The following is a 23,816-nucleotide window of genomic DNA, read 5'->3' on the forward strand; positions in this document are numbered from 1 at the left end:
ACACCGCACACCACAACCCGCCGGCCGGCGAACGACCGGGAAAGAAGAAAGGAACCATCATGGCCAAGCCAATCGTACTGTCCCTCGGAGAGCTCCTGTGGGACATGCTGCCCAGCGGCAAGCGCGCCGGCGGCGCCCCCGTCAACTTCGCCTACCACGCGATGATGAACGGCGCCGACGGCTGGTCGATCAGCGCCGTCGGCGAGGACGAGCTCGGCGACGAGTTGATCGCCGAGGCCAAGAAGGCCGGCATCCACACCATCATCCAGCGCAACGCCTGGCCGACCAGCACCGTCGAGGTCGCGCTCAAGAACGGCATCCCCGAGTACACGATCGTCGAGCACGTCGCCTGGGACCACATCCTGTACACCCGCCAGCTCATCGAGGTCGTGGAGCAGGCCGACGCGATCTGCTTCGGCACCCTGGCCCTGCGCGCGCCGGAGACGCACGAGACGATCATCGAGCTGCTCAAGCACGCCAAGGCCGGCGCGATGAAGTTCTTCGACATCAACCTGCGCGGCAGCTACTACTCGAAGGAGCTCATCGAGGAGCTGCTCGGCTACGCCACCGTGTTCAAGATCAACGACGACGAGCTGCTGCTCATGCGCGACATGTTCGGCATCAGCGGCACCTCCGACGACGAGGCCTGCCGCTGGTTCGTCGACACCTTCGGCCTGGACTACATCATCCTCACCGGCGGATCGACCTTCTCCACCATCGTCGCCAGGACGGGCGAGAGCTCCACGCTGCGCACCCCGCACGTCGAGGTGAACGACACCGTCGGCGCCGGCGACTCCTTCTCCGGCACCTTCACCGGCAAGATCCTCACCGGCTCCACGCTGGTCGAGGCGCACCGCGCGGCCGTCAACACCGCCGCCTTCGTGTGCACGCAGGCCGGCGCCTGGCCGTCCTATCCGGACGTGATGCCGGACTACCTGGCGGCCGCCGAGGCGTGATCCGCGCGGCCTCCGGCCGACCCTGGCAGCAGGGCCTCCTCGCCTTCAAGGCAAGGGGGCCCTGCCATTCCCCGGCGATGCGCGTGTCGGGCAGCTGAAGCACTTTAGAATAGATACGACATTAATCAATTAACACCGTTAACAAAGAAGTTGGTTATGGCATACTCCGAAATACCCTCCAGCGTGGCGGCGTTCATGCAGCGCATCACCGACCTATGCGGCGACGAGCACGCCGACTGGGCCGAGAACTTCAACGCCTGCTTCGCCAACACGCTGCTCACCACCGTCAACCGGCACGACGATGGCACCACCTTCCTGCTGACCGGCGACATCCCCGCGATGTGGCTGCGCGACTCCACGGCCCAGCTGCGCCCGTACCTCGTCATCGCCGACGGGGACAGCGACCTGGCCTCGATGATCGCCGGACTGGTCCGCCAGCAGTTCCGCTTCATCGGCATCGACCCCTATGCGAACGCGTTCAACGAGACGCCGAGCGGCGCCACCTGGGACCCCGACGACCGCTCCGACCAGTCGAGCCCGTGGCTGTGGGAGCGCAAGTACGAGGTCGACTCGCTGTGCTACCCGATCCAGCTCGCTTGGCTGCTCTACCGGAACACCGGCTGCACCGAGCAGTTCGACGACGGCTTCGTCGCCGGGGTCAGGCGCATCCTCGACGTGTTCGAGACCGAGCAGGACCACACGAGGTCGCCGTACTTCTTCATCCGCAACACCACGCTGAAGACCGAGACGCTCGGCAACGACGGCAAGGGTTCCCCCGTGGCCGTCACCGGCATGACCTGGTCCGGGTTCCGCCCCAGCGACGACGCCTGCACCTACCACTACCTGGTGCCTTCGAACATGTTCGCCTCCGTGGTGATGGGCTATCTCGAGCGCATCTTCGACGGGACGGTCCTCGACGATCCGGACATCGTCGCGCGCGCCGCCGCCCTGCGCTCCTCGATCCGCAACGGCATCGAGACCCACGCCAAGACGACCAACCGCAACGGCGAGACGATCTACGCGTTCGAGACCGACGGTCTCGGCAACCACCTGATCATGGACGACAGCAACGTGCCGAGCCTGCTGTCCGCCCCGTACCTGGGCTACTGCGCGAACGACGACGAGACGTACCTGGCCACGCGGCGCACGCTGCTCAGCGACGAGAACCCCTACTACTACGAGGGCGCGTGCCTCAAGGGCATCGGCTCGCCGCACACGCCGCCGCGCTACGTGTGGCCCATCGCGCTGACCATCGAGGCGATGACCAGCGACGACCGGGACCACAAGCGCCGGGTCCTCGACCGCCTCGTCGCCACCGACGCCGGCACGCACCTCATGCACGAGGGCATCGACGTCGACGACCCGACCAAGTACACGCGCGAATGGTTCAGCTGGTCCAACATGATGTTCTGCGAACTGGTGATGGACTACTTCGGCATCCGCGTCCGGCGCTGACGTTCCCCGGCCCCGCTGTTTTTCCCAAAGTCTTTCCAAAGAAAGGAATCATCATGACCAATCCGAAATACCGTCTCGGCACCGAGGCCAACCGCATCTTCATGGCCTCCGAGACCTATGAGCTGTTGCGCTTCGGCACCGGCTTCCCGGCGCCGAACGGAGGCTCCGGCTGGCTGAACGCCGACGGCACCCTCGACCCCTCGCACGGCGTGGAGACCTGGATCACCAGCCGCATGGCGCACGTCTACTCGATCGGCTCGCTGCTCGGCTATCCGGGCGCCGGAGAGCTGGCCGACCAGGCGCTCAAGGGCCTGACCGGCATCCTGCACGACGACAAGAACGGCGGCTGGTACCCGCAGGTGCACGAGGACGGCTCCCACGAGCCGGGCAAGGTCTGCTACGCGCACGCCTTCGTGATCCTCGCCGCGTCCTCCGCGCTGCTGGCCGGGCGCCCGGGCGCCAAGGAGCTGCTCGACGACGCGCTGGCCACGTACGACAGGCACTTCTGGGATGATCAGACCGGCCTGGCCGTCGACACCTGGAACACCGAGTTCACCGAGCTCGACCCGTACCGCGGGCTCAACGCCAACATGCACACCACCGAGGCGTTCCTCGCCGTGGCCGACGCCACCGGAGACAACGCGTACCGCGTGCGCGCCGGCCGCATCATCGACCACGTGCTCGGCTGGGCGAAGCACAACGAGTGGCGCATCCCCGAGCACTTCGGCTCCGACTGGTCCATCGACCTCGAGTTCAACGCCGACAAGAAGGACGACCAGTTCAAGCCGTACGGCGCCACCCCGGGCCACGGCATCGAGTGGGCGCGCCTGATCACGCAGTGGGCGCTGAGCTCCTTCGCGAACCGCGAGGGCGCCAAGCCGTATGTCGAGGCCGCCGAGCAGCTGTTCGCCCGCGCCGTGGCCGACGGCTGGAACGCCGACGGCACCGTCGGCCTGGCCTACACGACCGACTGGAACGGCAAGCCGGTGGTCACCGACCGCATGCACTGGACGCTGGCCGAGTCGCTGAACACCTCCGCGACGCTGCTCGCCGCCACCGGCAAGGAGGAGTACCGCGACTGGTACGCGACCTTCGCGCAGTACGTGGACGAGCATGTGATCGACCACAAGGGCGGCTCCTGGTTCCACCAGCTCGACAAGGACAACAACGTGATCGGCACCGTGTGGCCGGGCAAGTCCGACCTGTACCACGCGTTCCAGTCCACGCTGATCCCGTTCCTCGACCCGGCCGTGTCCATCGCCACCGCCGTGAAGAACGCCGCCTGAGACCGCAACTGATGTGGCTCCCCTCAGGGAGGGGAGCCACATTGGTAATAACTCGGTAATTACGCCCGATCACGCCCGCGCCGTCGCGCGCAGATAATCGCAGGCCCGCCACAGGATGGCGGCGATGCGGCGCAGTTCGGACTCGCGGCTGACCTCGCGCCACTGGCGGCAGTAGTCCTCGAACCAGAGTTCGACATCCTGCGCCAGGCGGTACGGTTCCGGCAATCCGGCGACGGACTCCTGGTCAAGCGTGCCGGCGCCGACCACCATCATCAGCGTCAGCGCGACGTCGTTCATAAGATCCTGCCCGCGGGCTGCCAGCCGCCATGCGTGCAGGTCGCCGCCCGTTCCCGCGCCGCTCTCGAGCGAGGCGCAGGCCCGCTCCACGATGAGCCGGGCGTCGGAACCCGGCGCAACGACGCCCGGCCTCAGATAGCCGCGATGATGCACGCAGCGCTCCGCGATCGGCCGCAGCACCGCCTGCCGCGCCCGTCCCAAGTCGCCGCCGTCGATGATGGACCGGCGTTCGGCGGGATCGACCCACCACAGGGCGTTCACGACGTCGCGGTTGACGCGCCCGTCGCCGTCGTCGACCTCGAAGAAGCGCACGATGTCCTCCCACACGCCCAGCGCGCTCCCGCAGGCGCTGCCGAGCTCGCCGACCAGGTTTCCGGCAGTATCGCCGTACGCGACGCGCGAGACTGCCGCGCAGAGCTCCCCATACGGCATCTCGCCGGCGCTCCACGAACACTGGGCGCCCATGACCATGCCGGGCACGCTCATCCTGGGATCGTTGATATGCCCGTAGTCGCCCCAGTCGGTGAGCAGGAATCCGGCGGCCCCATACTCGCGGCCGTAGCGGGCGATGCGCGAGATGTTGCGCCACGCCGGCTCGATCATCGGCAGGCAGCGGTTCCACGCGTGCACCGCGGGGCAGACGATCTGCGTGGCGCCGGAACGGGCGACCAGCGCGATCTGCTCGTCGGTGACATCGGGCGAATACTGCCAGTTGAGCAGCACCGCATCGTCCGGCAGCTGCGGCAGAATCTCGGGCATCTGCACGGCGATGTCGCCCCACAGCATCGGTTCGCGCCCGCGGCTCGACACATACTCGCACAGCCGGCTCACGTACCGAGCGTACATCGAGCCGACGCCGACCCGCTCCGCCTCCGCGCGCGAGCGCCCCTTGCCCAGATCGAAGGTCTCGTCGCCGCAGATGTTGAACTTGCGCGAGCGGAACAGCGGCATGTATTCGTCGATCAGCCGCGTGGAGAACGCGAACGCCTCGTCGAGCGTGACGTTGAGCGTGTGGTGCGCCATGCGCTCGACGAAGCTGAACGGGCGGTCGGCCTGTTCGGGGAATTCCCCCAGATCGCGCAGCCGCTGGGTCCTCAACGCCATGTACAGATGCCCGAAGGTGGAGACCGACGGCACCAGCTCGATGCCGCGCTCATGGCAGTAGCCGTCGAAGGCGACGATGTCCTCGGCGTTCAGCGGCGAGGCGCCGCGCCACACGTCGCTCATCCCCGTGAACGCGAAGGTGTGCTCGACGTAGAGCTGCAGCTGGTTGTACTTGTACAGGCACAGCCGGTCGACCCATTCCTTGAGCCAGTCCAGCGTGGGGACTCGGCCGCGCGTCACGTCCAGATAGTACCCGCGCTCCGGCATGGCCGGCCGATCCTCGATGTGGACGGCCGGCAGGCTTGCGCCGCACTGCCGGATGATCTGGCGCAGGGTCTGCACGCCGTGGCGCAGGCCGGCCGTGGAGCCGCCCCTCACCTCGATGCGGTCCGCCGACCACGCGGCGGCGTAGGCCTCGGATCGGGGATCCCAGCCATAGGGGCCCTCGACCACGGGCTCGATGTCCAACGCATACTCCTGCTCCCCCAGGGACGGATCGAGCCGCAGCAGGATGACGGCGGGCGAGCCGCCGGCCGCCGCCCGCGCGAAGCCATCCCGATCGAGACCGGCCGCATCAGCGCGGGTCACGCCCCGCCACACCACGCCGTACCGTTCGATCTCGCCCCGCAGCTGGCCGGCCATGATCTCGCCGGGATCGTCGATGGCGGCGTCCCCGACGACGGCGACCTCGGCAAGCCGCACGGCGCCGTCATCGCCGACGTCCATCACCGCCGGCTCGGGCAGCACCGCGAACGGCGCGTCGGCGCGGGCCGAGAATCCGGTGTCGGACCCGGCGCTGGATTTGGTATTCGTTGCCATATGGCATCATTCCCCTTCGTTGGTGTGATGATGATTGGTGTAATGATGATGAGGTGTGATGATCGGTTCGGCGACGGGTCGGCGCGGCGACGGCGCCCGTTCCGGCGCGCGCCGATCGCGCCCCGGACGGCCGGCCGTCAGCGCCCGCGCGCCACGTCCACGTCCACGTCCACGTCGATCGTACGCCCCAAAGCGGTCAGACGGACCCTCACCATGCCGTCGCCGGCGTCCATCAGGCTCGGGAACGGCACGGCCATGCGCACCTCGCGGCGCTGCCCGGCCTCCAGCCGCAGATACTCGGATCCGACCAGCATGCTCAGCCGCGGCACCCGATGCCCGCCGACGCAGTGGGCGAACAGGTTCAGCGCGCCGCGCGCGCCCGAGGGGCCGGCGGACACCGCCAACGTCACCGCAAGCGTCTCGGAGCCGGCATCGGCCGCCGCACGCATATCGTCCACCGTGACCCCGGCCAGCGCGCCGAGACCGAAGCCGAACGGAAGCAGCACCGGCTCGTCCGCGTCGCGGTAGACGTGCGCAGCGCCCTGCCGGTCGTTGTACCGCACCGGCACCGCGGCCGGGTACGCGGGCAGCGTCACCGGCAGGCGTCCCGGCAGCGCGGCGCCGCCGGCGAGCGCGTCGGCGACGGCTTGGGGCCCGTACTGCCCCGCGTATCCGGCCCAGACCACCACCGCGGAACGGTCCATGACCCGCGTGAGCACATGCGCGCGCCCGCAGACCGCCACCGACACGATCGGCGCGCCGGTTCTGGCGGCGATGGCCTCCAACCGGGCATCCTGACCCCACGGCAGGCCGATGTCCGACAGGTCGACGCCCTCGCCGCAGGTGGCGCCGTGCTCGGGCACGGCCTTCGCGGCCCCGTTGTCGTCGAAGGCGCTATCGTAGCTGCGCTCGCTGGTGCCGCCGCACACGAACACGACCGCGGCGGCCTGCGCCCAGACGTCTTCGGGCAGATCGCCGGGGTCGGGCGCCAGCCGGACGCGGTCGGCGCCGTAACGCCGGCACAGTTCGCGGTAGACGCTCGTGCGCTCCCCTTCCGGCACCGGCGCGGTGTAGTCGCCGAGGAAGCAGCCGAAGTCGTCGGCGAACGGACCGGACACGACCACCGTGCCGCCCTGCGCCGGCGTGCCGGCGAGCAGCGTTCGGATCCCGCCCAGCGCCTCATCCCCCTTGAGCAGCGTCAGCGACTCGCGGGCCATCTCCCTAGAGCGTTCGTGCGTCACGGCGATGGCCCGCGCGATGCGGTCCGCCGGCAGATCGGGCACCGTCATCGCCGTGTCTCCGTCCGCGGGCAGCAGGCCGAACGCCCGCTTCAGCTCGAGGACGCGGCGCAGCGACGCGTCCACGGCGGCCGCCACGGCCTCGTCGTCCGCATACTCCTCCAGACTGGCGAAGCCGCGATCCCACAGCGAGATGTCGACGCCGGCGAGCAGCGCGGCCCGGCCGGCTGCGGGGATGGACCCCGCCATGTCCGCCAGCCGGTCGACCGCCAGGCCGTCCGCCATGACGACGCCGTCGAAGCCCAGCTCGCCGCGCAGATAGGTCCTGAGCAGCCACGGATTGGCGCAGCAAGGCACCGAATCGATGTCGTTGTAGGCCGCCATGAAGCCCCACGCGCCGGCGCGCACCCCGGCCTCCACCGGGGGCAGGTGGATCTCGCGCAGATCGTGCTCGCCGACGACCGCGGACTGCCCGTTACGGCCGCCGACGGCCTCGCCCTGCGCGGCGAGATGCTTGAGCACCACGGCCACGCCGCCCTTGCCGACGTTGGCGCGCCGCTCGCCCTGCATGCCCGTGACGATGGCCTCGCACAGGCGGGCCGCCAGCAGCGGGTCCTCGCCGAAGCACTCCTCGCAGCGGCCCCACCGCGGGTCGCGCGCGATGTCGAGCCCGGAGACGAGCGCGATGTGCACGCCGCTGGCGGCGAGTTCGGCGGCCACGGCGGCTTCGGCCTCGCACACCGCCTGCGGGTCGAAGGTGGCGCCGAGCGCCAGGTTGGTCGGCAGCACGGTGCCGCCGAGGGCCTGGTGCCCGTGCGGGGTCTCCTCGCTCAGCAGCGTGCCGATGCCGTGCGCCCCGCGGGCCAGCACGGTCTCCTGCACCAGCGCCACCGCCTCGGGCCGTTCCTCGGGCCGGATGCCGTTGCCCCAGTGCTGCCCCGACCACGGGTCGGCGCGCAGCAGGCCGTACAACGTTCCGAGGCCGCCCCAGCGGTCGATCTCGCGCTTCAGCTCGTCCGTGGCCACCAGCCTGCCGCCGGCGTCGCGGCCGACGGCCCTCCACCCGAGCAGGCGCTGGTTGAGCTGCCCGACCTTTTCGGTGAAGCTCATCGAGGCGATCAAACGGTCGATGGTCCCGGATCCAGTGGTCATGCGGATGTCCTTTCCGGCAAAAATTCGTGCTTGCCTGCGTGCGTGCGTACCGAGCGCGTACCGAGAACGCACCGAGAGAGAGCGTACAGCTCCGTCGGCGGCGACGCTGCCTTTCCGTTATCTCTCGCCCGGAGCGCCGCCTCAGGCGACGCGGTTCTTGGTGCTTTCGCGGATGATGAGCCGGGGCGTGAGTATCTTGCGGTTGCCGCTCACCTGCTCGCCGGCCAGCAGCTTGAGCAGCAGGTTCGCCACCTTGGCGCCGTATTCGCCGGCGTCGCGGTGCACCGCCGTGATCGAGGGGTACGAGGCCTCGCAGATGAAGCTGTCCTCGAAGCTGACGATGGCCGGCAGGTTGAAGGGGTACCGGCGCGAGGCGTCCTCGCCGTTCGCCAGCGCGCTTTTGGCGACCAGAATCTCCGTGATCGAACGGAGGCTGGACGCGGCGAGGATCTCCGTCTCGTAGATGAAGGCCGTCGGCGGCTGCGAGGAGGCCAGGAACCGTTGCGTCAGTTCCACGGCCTTGTCCGTGTCGAAGTCCGTGAATTCGACGCGGGCCGATTCCAGATGCCTCTGCTCGGCGAAGCGCAGGAAGGTCTTCTCCCTTTCCTTGCTGTAGTCCAGCGCCGGGTCGCCCGAGATATAGGCGATGCGCGTATGCCCCAGCAGCGACAGATGGTCGAGGATCGTCTCCATGGTGCGCGAGTCGTCGATCGACAGGGAGGGCACCAGATCGTAGGCGTCCGGCCCGCCGGCCAGCACCGCCGCGACCCCCAGTTCCTTGAGCATCGCCGGCCGCGGGTCGTCGGATCGCAGATCCACCAGGATCACGCCATCCACCCGCTTGCGCCGCGCCCAGTCGCGGTACACGCCGGTCTCCTCCTTGAGCGAGGCGCACGGGCGGTACAGCAGGCCGTATCCCTTGCGGCTCAGCGAGGAGTGCAGGCCGGCCATGAAATGCAGCATGAAGGTCTCGTTCTGCACATCGGAGGAGCGCGACGGGGCGAAGCCGATCGTCATGGTCTTGGATGAGCCGAGCGCCTGGGCGGCATACACCGGGCTCCACCCGTGCCGGGCCGCCAGCTGCTTGACCCGGCGCTTCGTCTCCGCGGACACCCCCGGCCGGTCATTGATGGCGAACGACACGGCGGTCTGCGAAATGCCGAGCTCATCCGCGATGTCCTTGAGCGTGAACCGCGAAGCGGATGACGCTTTCCCGCCTCGGCCATCATCTTCGAAAGCCGTCATCTGCATAACCTTTCATGGTAGGGAGGGTTCCACCACGCCCTCGCGCATATTCACCAACTCTCGTTGCCGGAACGCAACAGCCCCTCGTCTCATCTTATGCCATCAGCACCAGCGCCAACGAGGAAAACGACACAATCCCGAGGCATCCGGCGACGACGGCGAGGCCGCCGCCTCCCGGCGGCCTGTCGGCGGCGCCGCGCCGGTCCACGGCGAGGAACCAGGATTCGTATCTCGACCTGCGCAGCCAGTACACCACGCATTCGGCCGCGAACAGCACGACGCCGCACGCGCAGGCCACGCCCCAGCGCGAGTCGAGATAGGACAGCGCCCTGATCGCGGCGCAGCACAGCACCCCGGTCGCCAGCAGCGTCCGTTTCCAGGCCAGCCTCGTGCGTTCGATCTGCACGCCCCGGTCGATCATCGCGCCCCCATCCATGAGATCACCATGCCGCACGCCACGCATACGGCGCAGACCGTGGTGACGATCGCGAACACGAACTGGGCGATCGACTCCGGCAGCGGATCGCTCAGACGCATGGCGCGCTCGGTGCGCGCCCAATCGATCCAGGCGAGGATTGGCAGCGCCGATCCGACGAGCAGCGCCAGCACGACGACCGCCGTCTTCAGCCGGGGCGCCATCGCCACGGTGACGTTGTCGAGGGCGATCGCCAAGGAGACGATGGCGAACGACGTGCGGCACCAAGCCAGAAACGTGCGTTCATTGGCCAGGCTGAACCGGGGGTCCGGCTCGTCGCCGCAGTCGTAGACCTTACGCGGGAACCGGCTCATGGGCCATCACCTCCTGAAGCGCGCGGGCCGGGCCGGGCGCGCACGGGTCGAAGTCGGTCATGATCGCCGCCGCCGGCAGGCCCTCGTCGATCAGCTGGGCCATGCGTTCCATCGCCGGCATCGCATGGGTGAAGAACATCCGGTACCCCTCGCACAGATAGTTCAGCCGACGCGTCCCCTCGCCGTCGGGCAGGAAACGGTCCTTGGGGCACCCGCCCTGGCACGCCCAGAGCACCGGGCAGCGCCGGCAGTCCTGAGGCAGATTCTGCTTGAATCCGGAGAAACGGCGGTGCCGATCGGAATCGATCATGTCCCGGAACCCCTCGTGCAGGAAGTTGCCGAGGCGGTACTCGTCCTCCACCCAGTGGTCGCAGGAGAAGACGTCGCCGTTGTGGGCCGCGACCAGGGCGTTGCCGCACTGGGGCGCGTGCACGCACAGCGAATACTGGCCGAACATGTTGCCCAGCATCACGTCGAACTGCTGCACGAAGGTCGTGCCGACGTCGTGCCTGACCCATTCGTCGAACACCGCGTCAAGGAATTCGCCCCATGATTCCGGCTTCACCGAACGGCTCGTGACGTGGTGGCCGGCCTGCCGGTACAGCAGGCGGCTGCCGTCGGTGCGCCGCCAGCGGTTCTCCGCCGTGGCCGCGTGCGCGGCGTCCACGCGTTCAACGATGGGGATGAACTGCATGTGGTCGGCGTGCATCTCGTCGCGGAAGAACCGGTACATCTCAAGCGGATGCCGCTCGTTGGCCGCGTGGACGGTGCACAGCACGTTGCGGGCTATGCCGTAGTCCTCCAGCAGATGCCAGCCGCGCATCACGGCGTCATGGCTGCCGTGGCCGGCCCGGTTCACCCGGTACCGGTCGTGCAGGTCCTTCGGCCCGTCGACGCTGATCCCGACCAGCACCTGGTGTTTGGCCAGCAGACGGCACCACCGGTCGTCGAGCAGGGTGCCGTTGGTCTGCAGCACATGGTTGACGTGCTGTCGCGGGCGGGCGAGCCGCTCGGCCAGAGGCAGCGCCTTTTCGAAGAACCCGACGCCGCGCAGCGTGGGTTCCCCGCCCTGCCAGGCCACGCTCACCTCGCCGTCCGGCTGCTCGTCGAGGTATCGGCGCAGGAAGATCTCGAGGGTGTCCTCGCTCATCAGCGGGTCCCCCGGCAGCACCTGATCCTTGGAGATGAAGAAGCAGTACTCGCAGTCGAGGTTGCAAAAGGCTCCGGTCGGCTTGACCAGCACCGAAAACGGCGTACCCGCCATGGTGACCCTCCTGGTTGTTCCGTGCATGTGGACGGTGCACCGCGCCGGGCGCAGCGCACCCTTGCCGTTACAGCTTGCCCATCATCCGGCGGCGCTCCGCCTTGGTCGGGCGTTCGTACGGCTTGTCGCCGAGCTGCCGCTGCAGCTCGAGCAGACGCTGCTTGAGCTTGTCCCGGATCTCCACGTATCTCGGGTCCGTGTATACGGAGTGCAACTCGTGCGGGTCGAGTTTGAGGTCGAACAGCTCCCATTCCGGCGGATAGGTCACGTTGTTGGTGTTCGCCAGCCCCAGGCCATCCGCGTAATAGTAGATGAGCTTGTAACGCTCCGTGGTGATGCCGTAATGCGCCCAGACGTGGTGCATGTGGTCGTCGTGCTCGTAGTAGCGGTAGTAGAACGCGTCGCGCACCTGGGCGTCGGGCACGCCGGTGATCTGCGGCAGCAGGCTCATGCCCTGCATCCGGTCGATGCTCGGCACGTCCGCAGCATCGAGCAGCGTCTGCGCGATGTCGACGTTCGACACCAGGTTGGAGACCACCTGCCCGGCCGGAACGCGGCGGGGATACGACATCAGCAGCGGCATGCGCAGGGATTCCTCGTACATGAACCGCTTGTCGAACCACCCGTGCTCGCCAAGGAAGAACCCTTGGTCCGAGCCGTATATCGTGATGGTGTCGTCGTGCTCGCCGCGTTCGTCGACGGCCTGCGCGACGTGCCCGACGCTCTCGTCGATGGCGGCGATGACGCGCAGGTAGTCCTGCAGGTAGCGCTGGTACTTCCACAGGGAGAGCTGCTCGTAGCTCATGCCCTCCGGAGGGTCCTCCTTGAGGTCCACGTCGGTCAGGTCGTCGGCGATGCGCATCGTGGCCTTGTGGGCCGGCGTCGCACGGTCCGAATAGTCGTCCCAGAACGTCTCCGGCACCGGAATCGGATCCGTGTACAGGTTCATGTGGCGGGGATGGGGCACCCACGGCCGGTGCGGCGCCTTGTGCCACAGCAGCAGGCACCAGGGCTTGTCACCGTTCTGCTTGGACAGCCACTCCAGCGCGTGGTCGGTCAGCAGATCGGTGGCGTACCCTTCCGTCTGCACGTCGCCGTCGGCCGTGTGCAGCAGCGGGTCGATGTACGTGCCCTGATCGTGCAGCACCTCCCAGTAGTCGAAACCCTGCGGGTCGTGGCCCGGGCCGTGGCCCATATGCCATTTGCCGAAGAAGGCCGTGGCGTAGCCGGCGTCGTGCAGCAGCGACGCGAACGTCGGCTGGCTGGAATCGATGGGCGTGTCCAGCGCGGTGACGCCGTTGACGTGGCTGTAGGTTCCGGTCAGGATCGTGGCCCTCGACGGCGCGCACAGCGAGTTGGTGACCAGCGCGCGGTCGAAGCGCACGCCCTCCTTGGCGACCCTGTCGATGTTCGGCGTATTGTTCAGATGCAGCTGATCGCCATAGCAGCTGATCGCCGGAGCGGCGTGGTCGTCGGTCAGAACAAACAGGATATTGGGGCGTTTCTCGTTCATCCCTTGATGCCTCCTTCGCCGACGCCCTGGAAGAAGTACTTCTGCAGGGCGAAGAACAGAACCAGAATCGGCAGAATCGCGATGATCGTGCCCGCGGCGACGACGCGGGGATCATTGGCGAAGGTGCCTTGCAGATAATTCAATCCGATCGTCAACGTGTACTTGTTCTGATCGGACATCACGAGCAGCGGCCACAGGAAGTCGTCCCATGCGGCGACGAAGGAGAAGATGGCGACTACCGCCATCGTGCCCTTGACCGACGGGATGATGATGCGGGTGAACCGCTCCCATGCGTTGGCGCCGTCGATCATCGCGGCCTCCTCCAGCGAGGTCGGGATACCGCCGATCGCGTTGCGCATCAGCAGCACGTTCATCGCGGACACCAGCGACGGCAGCGCGATGCCGATCAGCGTGTTGTTCAGCCCCATGTTCTGCATCAGCATGTACCGGGCGATCAGGATCGTCTCGGTCGGCATGACGATGCCGACGATGATCACGCCCATCGCGAACCGGCGTCCCTTGAACTGGAACTTGGCGAGCGCGTATCCGGCCGCGGTGGCGCCGGCCACGTTGCCGATCAGGCAGATGACGGCCACGATCACCGAGTTGATGGTGTACCTGAGGATCGGCACGATGCGCGTCACCTCGCCGTAGGCGGCGAAGGTCGCGTCCTCGGGCCAGAACTGGGGAGGCCTGGTGTACAGGTCGACGCCCTTGCCCTTGAGCGAGGTCGACAGCTGCCACAGCAGCGGCGCGACCAGGATGACCAGGATGACCAGCAGTACGATGTAGCGGACGACCAGCCCCGCTATTTTCCTTGATTTGGAACCGGCCGCGGTTCCTCGTTGGATGCCGTTGCCCATCACTCATCCTCCATTTGCATGCGCAGCGATGCGATCATGAGGCCGACGGTGATGAGGAACATCACCAGGGAGATCGCCGAGGAGTACCCGACCTGCGCGTCGAGGCCGGTGCCTTCCCTCTGGATGAGCATGACCATCGTCATGCCCTTGCCTCCGATGCCGGCGGTATTGTTCGACAGTACGTAGATTTCGGTGAACACGCGGAACGCGGCGACCGAGGACAGGGCGGCGATGAGCACCATCGTGTTGCGCACGCCGGGGATGGTGACGCTCCAGAACTGGTGCCAGGCACCGGCGCCGTCGATGGACGCCGCCTCGTACAGGTCCGTCGGGATGTTGGTCAGCGCCGCCAGGTAGATCACCATGTAGTAGCCGACGCCCTTCCAGATGGTGACGATCATCGACGAGATCAGCAGCAGCCACCGGTCGGTGAGGAAGGGCACCGGCGAGGTGATCCAGCCCAGCGCCTGCAGCAGCGAGTTGACCATGCCGCGCGAATCGAGCATCCACTGCCACATGATGCCGGCCGCCACCATGGAGACGATCACCGGCACGTAGTAGCCGGTGCGGAACACCGCGATGAACGGCACCTGCTTCTGCACCAGCAGCGCCAGCAGCAGCGGCAGGAAGACCATGGCCGGCATGACGACCACGACGTAGAGCGCCGAGTTCTGCAGGGCCGTCCAGAAGCGCTCGTCGTGCGCCATTTCGATGAAGTTGTCCAATCCCACGAACTTCCAGCTGCCCAGTCGCCGTGCGTTGGTGAACGAGTACATGATGGTCTGCAGGAACGGAACGATGGAGAACAGGATGGTCACCACCAGGGCCACGGACAGGAACAGCCATGGGGTGGCGACGCCGTTGCGGCGGATGCGGTTCGAGACGCCGCCGCCCGACGGGCCGGTGCCACGTCGGGCGGCGAGCTTGTCGCCGCGATCCCGCTTGTCGGTTGCGGCAGTCATGGATTAGTCCTCCAGTCGCTGGTTGCAGAAGTCCACGGCGTCGTCGAGCGCCTGCTGCACGGACTTTTCGCCCTGCAGGGCCTTGGCGATCTCCTCGCGCAGGTTGGACTTCATGGCTTCGCTGTACACGGCCGGCGAGTAGGCGACCGCCTCCTGGATCTGCTTGGCGCCCATCACGCGCACCTCGGCGATGTCGGAGCCGTCGCTCTCGGTGAAGTAGGAGTCCTCCAGCGATTCCTTGGCGGAGGGGAAGATGTTCACCTGCTTGGCGAACTCCAGCTGGTTCTTCGCGTTGGTGACGAACTTGGCGAAGGCGACCGCCGTGGCCGGGTTCTTGCTCTGCGTCGAGACGCCGATCAGCTGCGGGTTCATGTTCGGGGCCGCGTTGGTGATCTGCTGGGTGTAGACGAGGGACTTGTACACGCTGGGTGCGTCGTCCTTGATCTGCTGGATGTTCTGCGCGCTGCCGGCCATGTACGCGATGCGCGCGGACTGGAAGCTCTTGTCGACGCCGGTGTAGTTCTGGCTCAGGGTCTCGGGCAGCAGGCCGCCGGCGTCGTAGACCTCCTTGTATCGGTTGACGTATTCCACGGCCTTGTCGTTGTTGAAGGTGAACTTGGTCTGATCCGCGTTCATGATCTCCGCACCGTACTCGCCGAAGGACTCGAGCGTCGGGGTCTTGCCGAACATCGAGAAGTCGCCGTGGGCGTTCTTCGCCATGACCAGCGCGTCGTCGAACAGCTCGTCGAAGTTCTTCGGCAGGTCGTTGGGATCAAGGCCGGCCTTCTCGAACAGCGCGGTGTTGAAGAGCGACGGCCCGGTCGTCAGATACCACGGCAGCGCGTAGGTGCCGCCGTCGATGGACTTCCAGGTGGCCACGTCCCAGGCCTTGTCCAGATAGATGTCCTTCACGTCGGAGGCCACCTTGCTCATATCCATCAGGTAGCCGCTCTTGGCCAGCGGGTAGCTGGTGTTCTGGTCGAAGTTGATGACGTCCGGCAGCGTGCCGCCCGAGGCGTCGGCCGACAGCTTGTCGGCGTAGTTGTCGGCGGGCTGGTCGATCCACTTGACCGTGGTGCCGGGGTTCTCCTTCTCGAACTCGTCGATCACGCCGTTGAAATAGTCCTCGAAGGCCGCCTTCAGATTCCAGGTCTGGAACGTGATCTCTCCCTTGACCTCGCCGTTCTTCACCTGGTCCACATAGTCCGAGCCCGCTCCGGCGGAGGACCCGCACCCGGACAGTCCCATGCACAGCGCCAGTGCTGCGGCGGATACCATGGTCATGCGATGTGACTTCAGTGTCATTGCTGTTCTTTCTCTCGGTGTTGGTGTTGTTGCGTGTAGTGGTTGCATATGATGCAATGCTTGGTGTGTTGCCCGGCATCATGCCGTGTGCCCGGGGGCGGGCCCGCGGCCGGCCGTCTTTGGCCGTATGCCGCGGGCGCTATGCGACGTGTCTCGGCACCTCCTCTTCCCTTTCCCTCATCGGATCGGTCCTTGTCGGGTCAGTCCCTGGCCAGCGACGGATCGGACACGGCGGAATAGGCGTCCCCGGCAACTAGGTCGCAGGTGATGCATTCGTCGATGCCACGGCGCTCGAGTTCCGCCGGATCGGCGGCGAGCGTGGACGAGATCAGCGCGGGGCGCTCGCCCGCCTCCTCCATGGCCATCCACCGCTCGAAGATCGATCCGCCCGGCGCGCAGGCCAGCCGGCACAGGGGAAGCTCATGGTCGTCGACCGGGATGACGATCGCCTTGCCGCGTCTTTCGGGGACCACGGCATCCTTGTTCGCGGCAAACTCGGCGAGGACCTTGGCCAAGGGCTTGGCGTTGCCCTGCTCGTCGAACAGGCCGAGCGCGTGCTCGAACGGCGGGAAATCCGACATCGCGCGGGACACGTCGTGCGAGCACCACCAGGTGATGCCGTACAGGCGGTCGCAGCGCAGCGCGTGCTCCACGGTCCTTCTGCAGAATTCCGCGGCATCCGCGCGGTCGACGACGTTCTCGGGAGCGCCGACCTCCTGCAGCCAGACCTGATGGCCGGCATCGTGCGTGAACGCCTTCGCCAGCTCGACCAGGTACGCGGCGTGCATCACGCTGGCCGGCGACATGCCGCCGTACCGCTGCGCGGTGCCGTTGAACACCCAGGAATGCACCGTGGCGACGTCGCCGAGGTTCGATGCCTGCCGGGGAGCGAAGGGGTGCCCGTCCATGTACCACACGCCGTCATTCTCGCTGTGCAGCAGCACGCGGCCGGAGGCGGCGGCGCGGTCGCGGATCGGCGACATCATCGCGTCGATCCACTGCCCGGCGCCGGTCTCGTCGGCGGTCATCCGGTGGGGATGGCTGCGATCCGCGAACTGGTTGCACTCGTTGCCGAGCGTCAGCCCGCGGAAATTCGGCAGGTCATCCAGGGCATCGTATACCGCGGACACCAGCCGGGCCTCGGCCTCGACGGCCTGGGCGTCGGTGAACATGCTGCGGTCGTGCCAGGTGACCAGCCACGACGGGATGAAATCAAAGCTCGACAGGTGCCCTTGGAATACGTCGCAGAACACGTCGAGACCGGCCTTGCCCGCGATGTCGCACATGGTGCGCACATCGTCCAGCCCCTTGCCGTTGATCCAGGTTCGATTGGGCTGCAGAATCGGCCACACCGGAAAAATCCTGACGTGGTCAAGACCCAACGCCGCAATCTGATCGAGATCCTTGGCCACGGATTCCCAGTCGGGATCCAACCAGGCATGGAACCAGCCATGCGACGGGGTGTAATTGACGCCGAATCGCATACCGATATCACTCCCTTCCTCTTCATCGTGGTGGAGAACAGGACGTGATCGATGCCTCGTCCATGAGGTTCAGCGACCACATCACTAAACTGCTTTAGTAGCAGAATAACCGTTCGCCCCCTAAATGGCAAATCGAGCGACACGCCGGCTAACAGCACATAAATCAGGCTTATTCATGTAGTTTTCCGTATCGCCGACACCACCTCAAACCATGCCGCAACCCCGAGAACGCACGCGACACGACATCGACGCAGCTAATTCGCTTTAGTTTCGTCCTGCTGTTATTATCCATGTTTGGCTACGTAGCCACGATCTTCCCCCTCAATCCCCGATCGATCATTCACGCCACAGAAGGAACCCCCACATGATCGAATTCACCTCCCGTTACCTGGGCACCGACGCCAAGGGCACCCGCACCTTCTTCGTCATCTCGCTGTCGTCGTGCATCTACTGGTTCCTCTCGATCAAAGGCGTGATCTACGAACCGTTCCGCCAGTCCCTCGGCGTGAGCAACGCGCAGCTCGGCGTGCTGCTGGGCGTGACCGGCTTCGTTCAGGTGTTCGGCTACCTCGCGCTCGGATGGGCGCAGGATTTTCTGCAGATACGCAAGGTCATCGCCATCGATCTGATCGGATACGGGGCGATCTCGCTGTCCCTGGCGCTGATGCCGAATCTGCCGTTCTGGTATCTGGTCGTCGCGTTCGCCTGCTTCGGGCTGTTCGGCGAGGCGCTGTACTGGCCGACCATACAGAAAAGCACACGAGGACTGTCCGACGGCATTCATCAGACGGCGCTGTTCAGCACGCAGGAGGCCATGCGCGGCATGATGGGGCTGTTCGCGAACATGGTCACGCTGCTGTTGTTCACCGTCGCCGCCTCGCCGGTGATCGGCGCGCGCTCCGCCATGCTGTGCTACGCGCTGCTCATGATCCTGTTCTCCGCGATCGTGCTGCGCAGCATTCCGCCCGACTTCCTGCACGAACGCGATGCCGCCGATCCCCGATCCGGCCGCCCCCGGCGTTCAGGACCATCCCTGGTCCTTGCCGCGGCGCGCCGCCCGATCGTCTGGACGACCGGATTGGCGACGATGGCCGGATACACGGCCTACATCGCCGCGACGACGTACACGCTGCCGCTGCTGCAGCAGGCCTTCGGGCTGACCGACGGCCAGGCGGCGGTATACGGGCTGATCAACACCGGCATCTTCCCCGTCGTCTCCGCCATGGCCTCCGGGGCCATCGCCAAGCGGTTCCGCAGCAGCCCGCAGTGGATGGTGCTGCTGTTCCTGCTGTGCGCCGCGTGTGCGCTGCCGCTGGCGCTGATGCCCAAAGGGCCGGGCTGGTTCGCGCCGTGCACCGTCATCACCTGCGTGATGGCCCTGACCTGCTACGCCATCCGCGCCGTCTATTACGTGCCGATCGGCGAATACGGCATCGGCAACGATCAGGCCGCGACCGTCATGTCGGTGACCTCGTTCCTCGGATACATGCCCTCGTTCTTCGCCTACCCGCTGTTCGGCGCCATCATCGACGGCAGCGGGAACGGCGCCGACGCCTACCGCACCGTGTTCCTCATCATCCTCGGCTCCAGCATCGCCGGGGCCGTCTGCAGCGCGATCGGCCATCGGCTGATCGCCTCGCGGCGGAGCGAGGAGGAACGCTGACGACACGGCCGGACATCCGGTCCGCCAACATCCCTACGATTGCACATCAAGCAAAGGAGCACACCATGCACATCACGCAACTCGGCACCGCCGCCGCGGAACGCATCCCCGGCATCTTCTGCGAATGCGATCTCTGCCGTCTGGCTCTGCAGCGGCAGGGCCGCGAGATCCGCACCCAATGCCAGGCCATCGTCGACGACGAGGTGCTGATCGATTTTCCCGGCGACACCTACCTGCACTACCTGCGCGACCGGTTCCCGCTGCCGTCGGTGCGTTCCCTGCTCGTCACCCATTGGCATTCCGACCATTTCTACGGCGAGGACATCGCCTACCGCATGGGCGGGTACGTCATCAGCAACCCGACCGAACACATGGAGGTGTATGGCTCGGAGACCGTGCACGGCTTCCACGAACGCGCGTTCTTCCTCGAACAGCGCCATGACGAGCAGCGCGTGGCCTTCACCACGGTGAGGCCCGGCGATGACTTCGCCCTGCACGGCGCATACCGCGCGCATGCCTTCGAGGCGGCGCACGGCCATCACGCCGGGGATTGCCTGTTCTACTCCCTCACCGACGGCGAACGCACCCTGCTGTACGCGCACGACACCGGATGGTTCCCCGACCGCACGTGGGAGGAGCTGGAACGGGTCGGCGGCCATTACGACTACGTGTCGCTCGACTGCAACCATGCGCTGCACGGCGCCTCGCTGAGCATGCACATGAATTTCGAGGACAACCTGCGCGTGCGCGACGCCATGGTGCGGATCGGCGTGGCCGACGACCGCACGATATTCGTGGCCAACCACTTCTCCCACAACGGGCGCACCACCCACAAGGAAATGGACGAGGCCGCCCGCAGGGAAGGCTTCCTGTGCGCCTACGACGGCATGACCGTCGAGTTCTAGGAGCCCGGCGTCGTAAGCTCGTGCACTACGTCTGGCTCCCCTCTTGGAGGCTGAGCCGTGAAGCAAACAGCGGAGCTGTTTGCAGGCGAAGGCGAGGCGACAGCCGAGCAGACAAGGCTGTGGCCGTAAGGCCGTCCATAATTGCAGGACGAGCTGGCCGCGAAGCGGTCTGAGGGGAGCATTGCCGCGAACGCCTGAATCAAGCCGATTCGCATGGTCTCCCCTCAGCCGGCCACGCCGACAGCTCCCCTCCAAGAGGGGAGCCAGAGCGGATTCATTACCTGCGGATGCGCAGCGTCGCCAGCTGGAACGGGTTCAGCGAGAGCGCGGCGCCTTCGGCCGGCTGCGGGCCGTCCACGGCGAGCGCGCGGGGCAGATCCTCGGGCAGCGCGTCGGCGCCTTCCGTCACGCCGACCTCCTCGACCGTGGCGCCGGCGAACGCCCCGTCGAGGTGCAGCGAACCTCGGGCCATGCCGCCGGTCGGCTCGTAGAGGCGCACGATCAGGTCACCGGAACCGTCGTCGGCCAGCTTGACCCAGTCGAGCACGATGCTGCCCTCCGTGGCGTCGACGCGCGCCAGCGGCGCGAACGCCGGCAGCCGGTCGATCACCGGGGCGTTCAGTCGGGACGCCTCGGCCAGCACGGTGTCCATCCCGGCATCGGCGACCACGGACCAGGCGAACGAATGCTCGCCTTGGTCGGTGTGCGGGTCCGGGTACAGTGGCGCGCTGAGCAGAGACAGGCGGATCATCGTGCCGCGGTTGACGCCTCGCGCGGCGTCCTCGTGGATCGGGCTCACGTCGGAGCCGTAGGTCGACGCATTGATCACGGCGGCGGCGTAGGAGGAGTCGGCCACGCGCACGAAGCGGTGCGTGCAGCTTTCGAACTTGGCCTCGTCGCCGCGCGAGTTCTTGTTGACCGGGCGCTCGACCAAACCATACTGGCACTCGTACTGCGCGTTGACCGCCTGCACGCCGACCGGCACGTCGACCTTGAGGAACTTCTCGACCGCATGCCAGTCCACGTCGGCCGCGAAGTCCAGCGAGCCGGCTCCGGGCCGCAGCGTGATGCGCGTGGCGATGGCCACGCCCTTCGCGCGCGTGGTGACATGCGCGACCGCGGTGCCGTCGGCCAGCGTCTCCACGCCGTCGAGCGACGAGTCCGCCAGTCCTTCGGCCGCAAGAAGCGCATCGCGCTGGATGTCCCATGCGTCCCAGTGGTACGGTTCGTCCTTGAGCAGCTCGTAGCGCCCGAGCCGGGTGCCGGCCGGCACGATCTCGCGCTTCGCGGCCAGATCGACCAGCGACGACACCGTGCCGTCCGGTTCGACGGCCACGCGCAGACGGCCGTTGTCCAGCACCGTCCGCTCGCCTTCGTGGCTCACGGCCACCGGCGCTTCGGTTCCGCCCGCCGCGCCGGACCCGATGGCGGATCGCACGGACCACGCCTCGCATGCCTCGCGCGAGTACGGCGTGACCACCGCGTCGGCCACCGGGGCGTCAGTTGGTTCGGCGGCGGCGATGGCGGCGCCGGCCTGGCCGATGATCTCGCGCAGCCGCGCCAGATCGCGCGCGTATTCGGCGCGCGCCTGCCGGTGCACCCATGCGATGGCCGAGCCGGGCAGGATGTCGTGGAACTGGTTGAGCAGCAGCGTCTTCCAGATGCGGTCCATCTCCTCGCGCGGGTACTCGTACTCCGGATTCTTGACGCTGGCCGCGGCGCACAGGTACTCGGCGACGCGCAGCAGGGACTCCTCCTGGCGGCAGCCGCGCTTCATGTCCTGCTGCGAGGTGAGCGTGCCGCGGTGCAGCTCAAGGTACAGCTCGCCCTTGAACACCGGGGTCTCGCCCTCGGCATGGTCCACGATGTCCTCTCGCACCCGGTCGAAGAGCTGGTCCGGGGTGCCGAAATCGACCTTGGGCGCGCCGGCGAGGTCGCGGTCGCGGCGGATGCGCGCGGTCATCTCGCGGCTGGGACCGCCGCCGCCATCGCCGAAGCCGTACAGCATGATCGCGTTGCGCGACAGGTCCTTGTCGAGGAAGTTGCGCTGCGAGTACGCGAGCTCCTTCATGCTCATCCACGAGCAGTACGTGTCGGAGGGCGGGAAGTGGGTGAGGATGCGCGTGCCGTCGACGCCCTCCCACATGAACGAGTGGTGCGGGAACTTGGTCGTGTCGTTCCACGAGATCTTCTGCGTGAGGAACCAGTCGAACCCGGCCCGGCGCGCGATCTGCGGCCACGCCCCGGTGTACCCGAAGCTGTCGGGCAGCCAGATGCCGCGCGGCGCCACGCCGAGATGCTCCCTGAAATAGCGCCGGCCGAAGCTGATCTGGCGGATCAGCGACTCGCCGGAGGGCAGCATGCCGTCGGATTCGACCCACATGCCGCCGACGGGGATGAACCGGCCCTCGTCGATGCGCGCCTTCATGCGCGCGAACAGGTCGGGGTGCTCGGCCTCGAGCCATTCGTACTGCTGGGCGGAGCTCATCGCGTAGGTGAAGTCCGGGTCCTCGTCCATCAGGGCGAGCACGTTGGCCACGGTGCGGGCCACCTTGCGGCGGGTCTCTCGCACCGGTCACAGCCACGCCGAATCGATGTGCGCGTGGCCGACGGCGATGTGATTGATCGCGCTGGAGGCCGCGGGCTCGGCGAGCACGCCGGCGAGCGCCTCGCGGGCCGCCGCGACGGTGGCGAGATCGCGCTCGTCATAGCGGTTCAGCGAGCGCTGCAGCGCCTTGGCGAGCTGCCAGTAGCGCGGATCGTCGTCGCTGAGCTCGCGCATCAGCGAGGAGACGGTTTCCAGGTCGATGTAGTACGCGAACACGTCCTCGTTGAACACGGCGACGTCCATGCGCCTGAGCGTGTACGGCACGTCGGGCCGGCCGTTCGCGCACTCGCCCAGATCGGTCGGCGCGAACGGGGTCGGGCCTTCGACGTACGGGTTCGCCGCGGCCTCGACGTACACGGTGAAGTTGCCGTCGCCGTCGAGATCGACGGCGCTGGTGCCGTCGGCGTACACGAGCGGGATCCAGTGGTTGAGCGGGTTCGCGGTTTTGATCGCGGTGCCGTCGGCGCGGTAGAACAGGCCTTCGGCCTGGAAGCCCGGGCCGGGGCCGGTGAGCCAGCCGAGGTCGACCTCCAGTTCGATCTTGCGGCCCTTCGCGGCCTCGCGGTCGACGCGGCCCTTCACCTCGAACCAGGTGGTGCCCCAGGTGGTGCCCCAGACGCCCGGGACCGCGAACGGTTCGAATTCGACCTCGCCGGCGCGCACCTTGGCGAGGAACTCGCCGGACGGCACCGGTTCGCCGGGGTTGGCGAACGCCCTCAGCTCGCACGCGGCGAGCGTGGTATGGATATGGGGCTCGACGCGTTGACGCATGACGCGGTCGCATCGGCTCAGCTGCTGCTCTGGCAGTAGGAACATGGGATGATCAACTCCTCGTTGCTGATGGTTGCTTGGATTGCCCGGCCTCACCACAACCGGCCGGCCGGCATCGCCTTCGCGCCGGCATCCGT

Annotated in this window: 16 protein-coding genes and 1 pseudogene; 5 read left to right on the forward strand and 12 right to left on the reverse strand. The window is 67.1% G+C overall.

Translation table 11 applies throughout. From position 1 onward, the window contains the following. The first annotated feature begins 59 nt into the window (after nucleotides 1-59). The 3 genes from BBSC_RS08875 to BBSC_RS08885 all read left to right on the forward strand — a co-directional run bounded on the left by BBSC_RS08875 (nucleotide 60) and on the right by BBSC_RS08885 (nucleotide 3,697). A complete protein-coding gene (locus tag BBSC_RS08875; protein ID WP_033518976.1) occupies nucleotides 60-956 on the forward strand; it encodes a carbohydrate kinase family protein in 897 nt (298 codons plus the stop codon). A gap of 156 nt (nucleotides 957-1,112) precedes the next feature. Beyond that, nucleotides 1,113-2,411 (forward strand): glycoside hydrolase family 125 protein, encoded by a 1,299-nt coding sequence (locus BBSC_RS08880; RefSeq protein ID WP_033518977.1) that lies wholly within the window; start codon nucleotides 1,113-1,115, stop codon nucleotides 2,409-2,411. 50 nt (nucleotides 2,412-2,461) lie between these two features. Then, nucleotides 2,462-3,697: an AGE family epimerase/isomerase gene (locus tag BBSC_RS08885; protein ID WP_161787654.1), complete on the forward strand. Its 1,236-nt coding sequence runs from the start codon at nucleotides 2,462-2,464 to the stop codon at nucleotides 3,695-3,697. Between the two features lie 69 nt (nucleotides 3,698-3,766). On the opposite strand, the gene BBSC_RS08890 is transcribed toward BBSC_RS08885, so the two are convergent. From BBSC_RS08890 to BBSC_RS08940, 11 genes are all read right to left on the reverse strand, one after another. After that, on the reverse strand, nucleotides 3,767-5,917 hold the full coding sequence (locus BBSC_RS08890) for a beta-N-acetylhexosaminidase (protein ID WP_051923182.1): 2,151 nt from the start codon (nucleotides 5,915-5,917) through the stop codon (nucleotides 3,767-3,769). Nucleotides 5,918-6,054: 137 nt separating this feature from the next. After that, nucleotides 6,055-8,307 (reverse strand): glycoside hydrolase family 3 protein, encoded by a 2,253-nt coding sequence (locus BBSC_RS08895; protein ID WP_046725991.1) that lies wholly within the window; start codon nucleotides 8,305-8,307, stop codon nucleotides 6,055-6,057. Nucleotides 8,308-8,448: 141 nt separating this feature from the next. Beyond that, nucleotides 8,449-9,552 (reverse strand): LacI family DNA-binding transcriptional regulator, encoded by a 1,104-nt coding sequence (locus BBSC_RS08900; RefSeq protein WP_033518996.1) that lies wholly within the window; start codon nucleotides 9,550-9,552, stop codon nucleotides 8,449-8,451. A gap of 94 nt (nucleotides 9,553-9,646) precedes the next feature. Then, on the reverse strand, nucleotides 9,647-9,988 hold the full coding sequence (locus BBSC_RS08905) for a DUF202 domain-containing protein (protein WP_161787653.1): 342 nt from the start codon (nucleotides 9,986-9,988) through the stop codon (nucleotides 9,647-9,649). Continuing rightward, nucleotides 9,970-10,341 carry a YidH family protein gene (locus tag BBSC_RS08910; protein ID WP_033518980.1) on the reverse strand — a complete coding sequence of 124 codons (372 nt, stop codon included), beginning with the start codon at nucleotides 10,339-10,341 and terminating at the stop codon, nucleotides 9,970-9,972. The genes BBSC_RS08905 and BBSC_RS08910 overlap by 19 nt, the downstream gene beginning before the upstream one ends. Beyond that, entirely contained in the window at nucleotides 10,322-11,605 is a 1,284-nt protein-coding gene (locus BBSC_RS08915; protein ID WP_070098300.1) for an anaerobic sulfatase maturase, read from the reverse strand. Before BBSC_RS08915 ends, BBSC_RS08910 begins: the two co-directional genes overlap by 20 nt. 67 nt (nucleotides 11,606-11,672) lie before the next feature. Next, the gene (locus BBSC_RS08920) at nucleotides 11,673-13,118 is read right to left on the reverse strand and encodes a sulfatase family protein (protein WP_046725993.1); all 1,446 of its coding nucleotides are present in this window, start codon (nucleotides 13,116-13,118) and stop codon (nucleotides 11,673-11,675) included. Continuing rightward, complete coding sequence (locus BBSC_RS08925; RefSeq protein ID WP_046725994.1) at nucleotides 13,115-13,981, reverse strand: carbohydrate ABC transporter permease; 867 nt, start codon at nucleotides 13,979-13,981, stop codon at nucleotides 13,115-13,117. The genes BBSC_RS08920 and BBSC_RS08925 overlap by 4 nt, the downstream gene beginning before the upstream one ends. Then, nucleotides 13,981-14,943: a carbohydrate ABC transporter permease gene (locus tag BBSC_RS08930; protein WP_033518981.1), complete on the reverse strand. Its 963-nt coding sequence runs from the start codon at nucleotides 14,941-14,943 to the stop codon at nucleotides 13,981-13,983. Before BBSC_RS08930 ends, BBSC_RS08925 begins: the two co-directional genes overlap by 1 nt. 3 nt (nucleotides 14,944-14,946) lie before the next feature. Continuing rightward, nucleotides 14,947-16,248: an ABC transporter substrate-binding protein gene (locus BBSC_RS08935; RefSeq protein WP_033518982.1), complete on the reverse strand. Its 1,302-nt coding sequence runs from the start codon at nucleotides 16,246-16,248 to the stop codon at nucleotides 14,947-14,949. A 200-nt stretch (nucleotides 16,249-16,448) separates the two neighbouring features. Further along, complete coding sequence (locus BBSC_RS08940; protein ID WP_033518983.1) at nucleotides 16,449-17,732, reverse strand: glycoside hydrolase 5 family protein; 1,284 nt, start codon at nucleotides 17,730-17,732, stop codon at nucleotides 16,449-16,451. Between the two features lie 364 nt (nucleotides 17,733-18,096). On the opposite strand from BBSC_RS08940, the gene BBSC_RS08945 reads away from it, so the two are divergent. Both BBSC_RS08945 and BBSC_RS08950 read left to right on the forward strand, forming a co-directional pair. Next, nucleotides 18,097-19,395, forward strand: a complete 1,299-nt coding sequence (locus BBSC_RS08945) for an MFS transporter (RefSeq protein WP_033518984.1) — start codon at nucleotides 18,097-18,099, stop codon at nucleotides 19,393-19,395. A 65-nt stretch (nucleotides 19,396-19,460) separates the two neighbouring features. Continuing rightward, nucleotides 19,461-20,300 carry an MBL fold metallo-hydrolase gene (locus BBSC_RS08950; protein ID WP_033518985.1) on the forward strand — a complete coding sequence of 280 codons (840 nt, stop codon included), beginning with the start codon at nucleotides 19,461-19,463 and terminating at the stop codon, nucleotides 20,298-20,300. A gap of 277 nt (nucleotides 20,301-20,577) precedes the next feature. Here BBSC_RS08950 and BBSC_RS08955 read toward each other — a convergent pair. Next, nucleotides 20,578-23,724, reverse strand: a pseudogene (locus BBSC_RS08955) (alpha-mannosidase). Nucleotides 23,725-23,816: the final 92 nt, after the last annotated feature.

Origin of the sequence: Bifidobacterium scardovii JCM 12489 = DSM 13734, from assembly GCF_001042635.1 — a bacterium.
Classification (GTDB): Bacteria; Actinomycetota; Actinomycetes; order Actinomycetales; family Bifidobacteriaceae; genus Bifidobacterium; species Bifidobacterium scardovii.

Coding starts and splice junctions, on each gene's coding strand:
- BBSC_RS08875 (WP_033518976.1), top strand. CDS start 60: ATGGCCAAGCCAATCGTACTGTCCCTCGGAGAGCTCCTGTGGGACATG.
- BBSC_RS08880 (WP_033518977.1), top strand. CDS start 1,113: ATGGCATACTCCGAAATACCCTCCAGCGTGGCGGCGTTCATGCAGCGC.
- BBSC_RS08890 (WP_051923182.1), bottom strand. CDS start 5,917: ATGGCAACGAATACCAAATCCAGCGCCGGGTCCGACACCGGATTCTCG.
- BBSC_RS08895 (WP_046725991.1), bottom strand. CDS start 8,307: ATGACCACTGGATCCGGGACCATCGACCGTTTGATCGCCTCGATGAGC.
- BBSC_RS08900 (WP_033518996.1), bottom strand. CDS start 9,552: ATGACGGCTTTCGAAGATGATGGCCGAGGCGGGAAAGCGTCATCCGCT.
- BBSC_RS08905 (WP_161787653.1), bottom strand. CDS start 9,988: ATGGATGGGGGCGCGATGATCGACCGGGGCGTGCAGATCGAACGCACG.
- BBSC_RS08910 (WP_033518980.1), bottom strand. CDS start 10,341: ATGAGCCGGTTCCCGCGTAAGGTCTACGACTGCGGCGACGAGCCGGAC.
- BBSC_RS08915 (WP_070098300.1), bottom strand. CDS start 11,605: ATGGCGGGTACGCCGTTTTCGGTGCTGGTCAAGCCGACCGGAGCCTTT.
- BBSC_RS08920 (WP_046725993.1), bottom strand. CDS start 13,118: ATGAACGAGAAACGCCCCAATATCCTGTTTGTTCTGACCGACGACCAC.
- BBSC_RS08925 (WP_046725994.1), bottom strand. CDS start 13,981: ATGGGCAACGGCATCCAACGAGGAACCGCGGCCGGTTCCAAATCAAGG.
- BBSC_RS08930 (WP_033518981.1), bottom strand. CDS start 14,943: ATGACTGCCGCAACCGACAAGCGGGATCGCGGCGACAAGCTCGCCGCC.
- BBSC_RS08935 (WP_033518982.1), bottom strand. CDS start 16,248: ATGACACTGAAGTCACATCGCATGACCATGGTATCCGCCGCAGCACTG.
- BBSC_RS08940 (WP_033518983.1), bottom strand. CDS start 17,732: ATGCGATTCGGCGTCAATTACACCCCGTCGCATGGCTGGTTCCATGCC.
- BBSC_RS08945 (WP_033518984.1), top strand. CDS start 18,097: ATGATCGAATTCACCTCCCGTTACCTGGGCACCGACGCCAAGGGCACC.
- BBSC_RS08950 (WP_033518985.1), top strand. CDS start 19,461: ATGCACATCACGCAACTCGGCACCGCCGCCGCGGAACGCATCCCCGGC.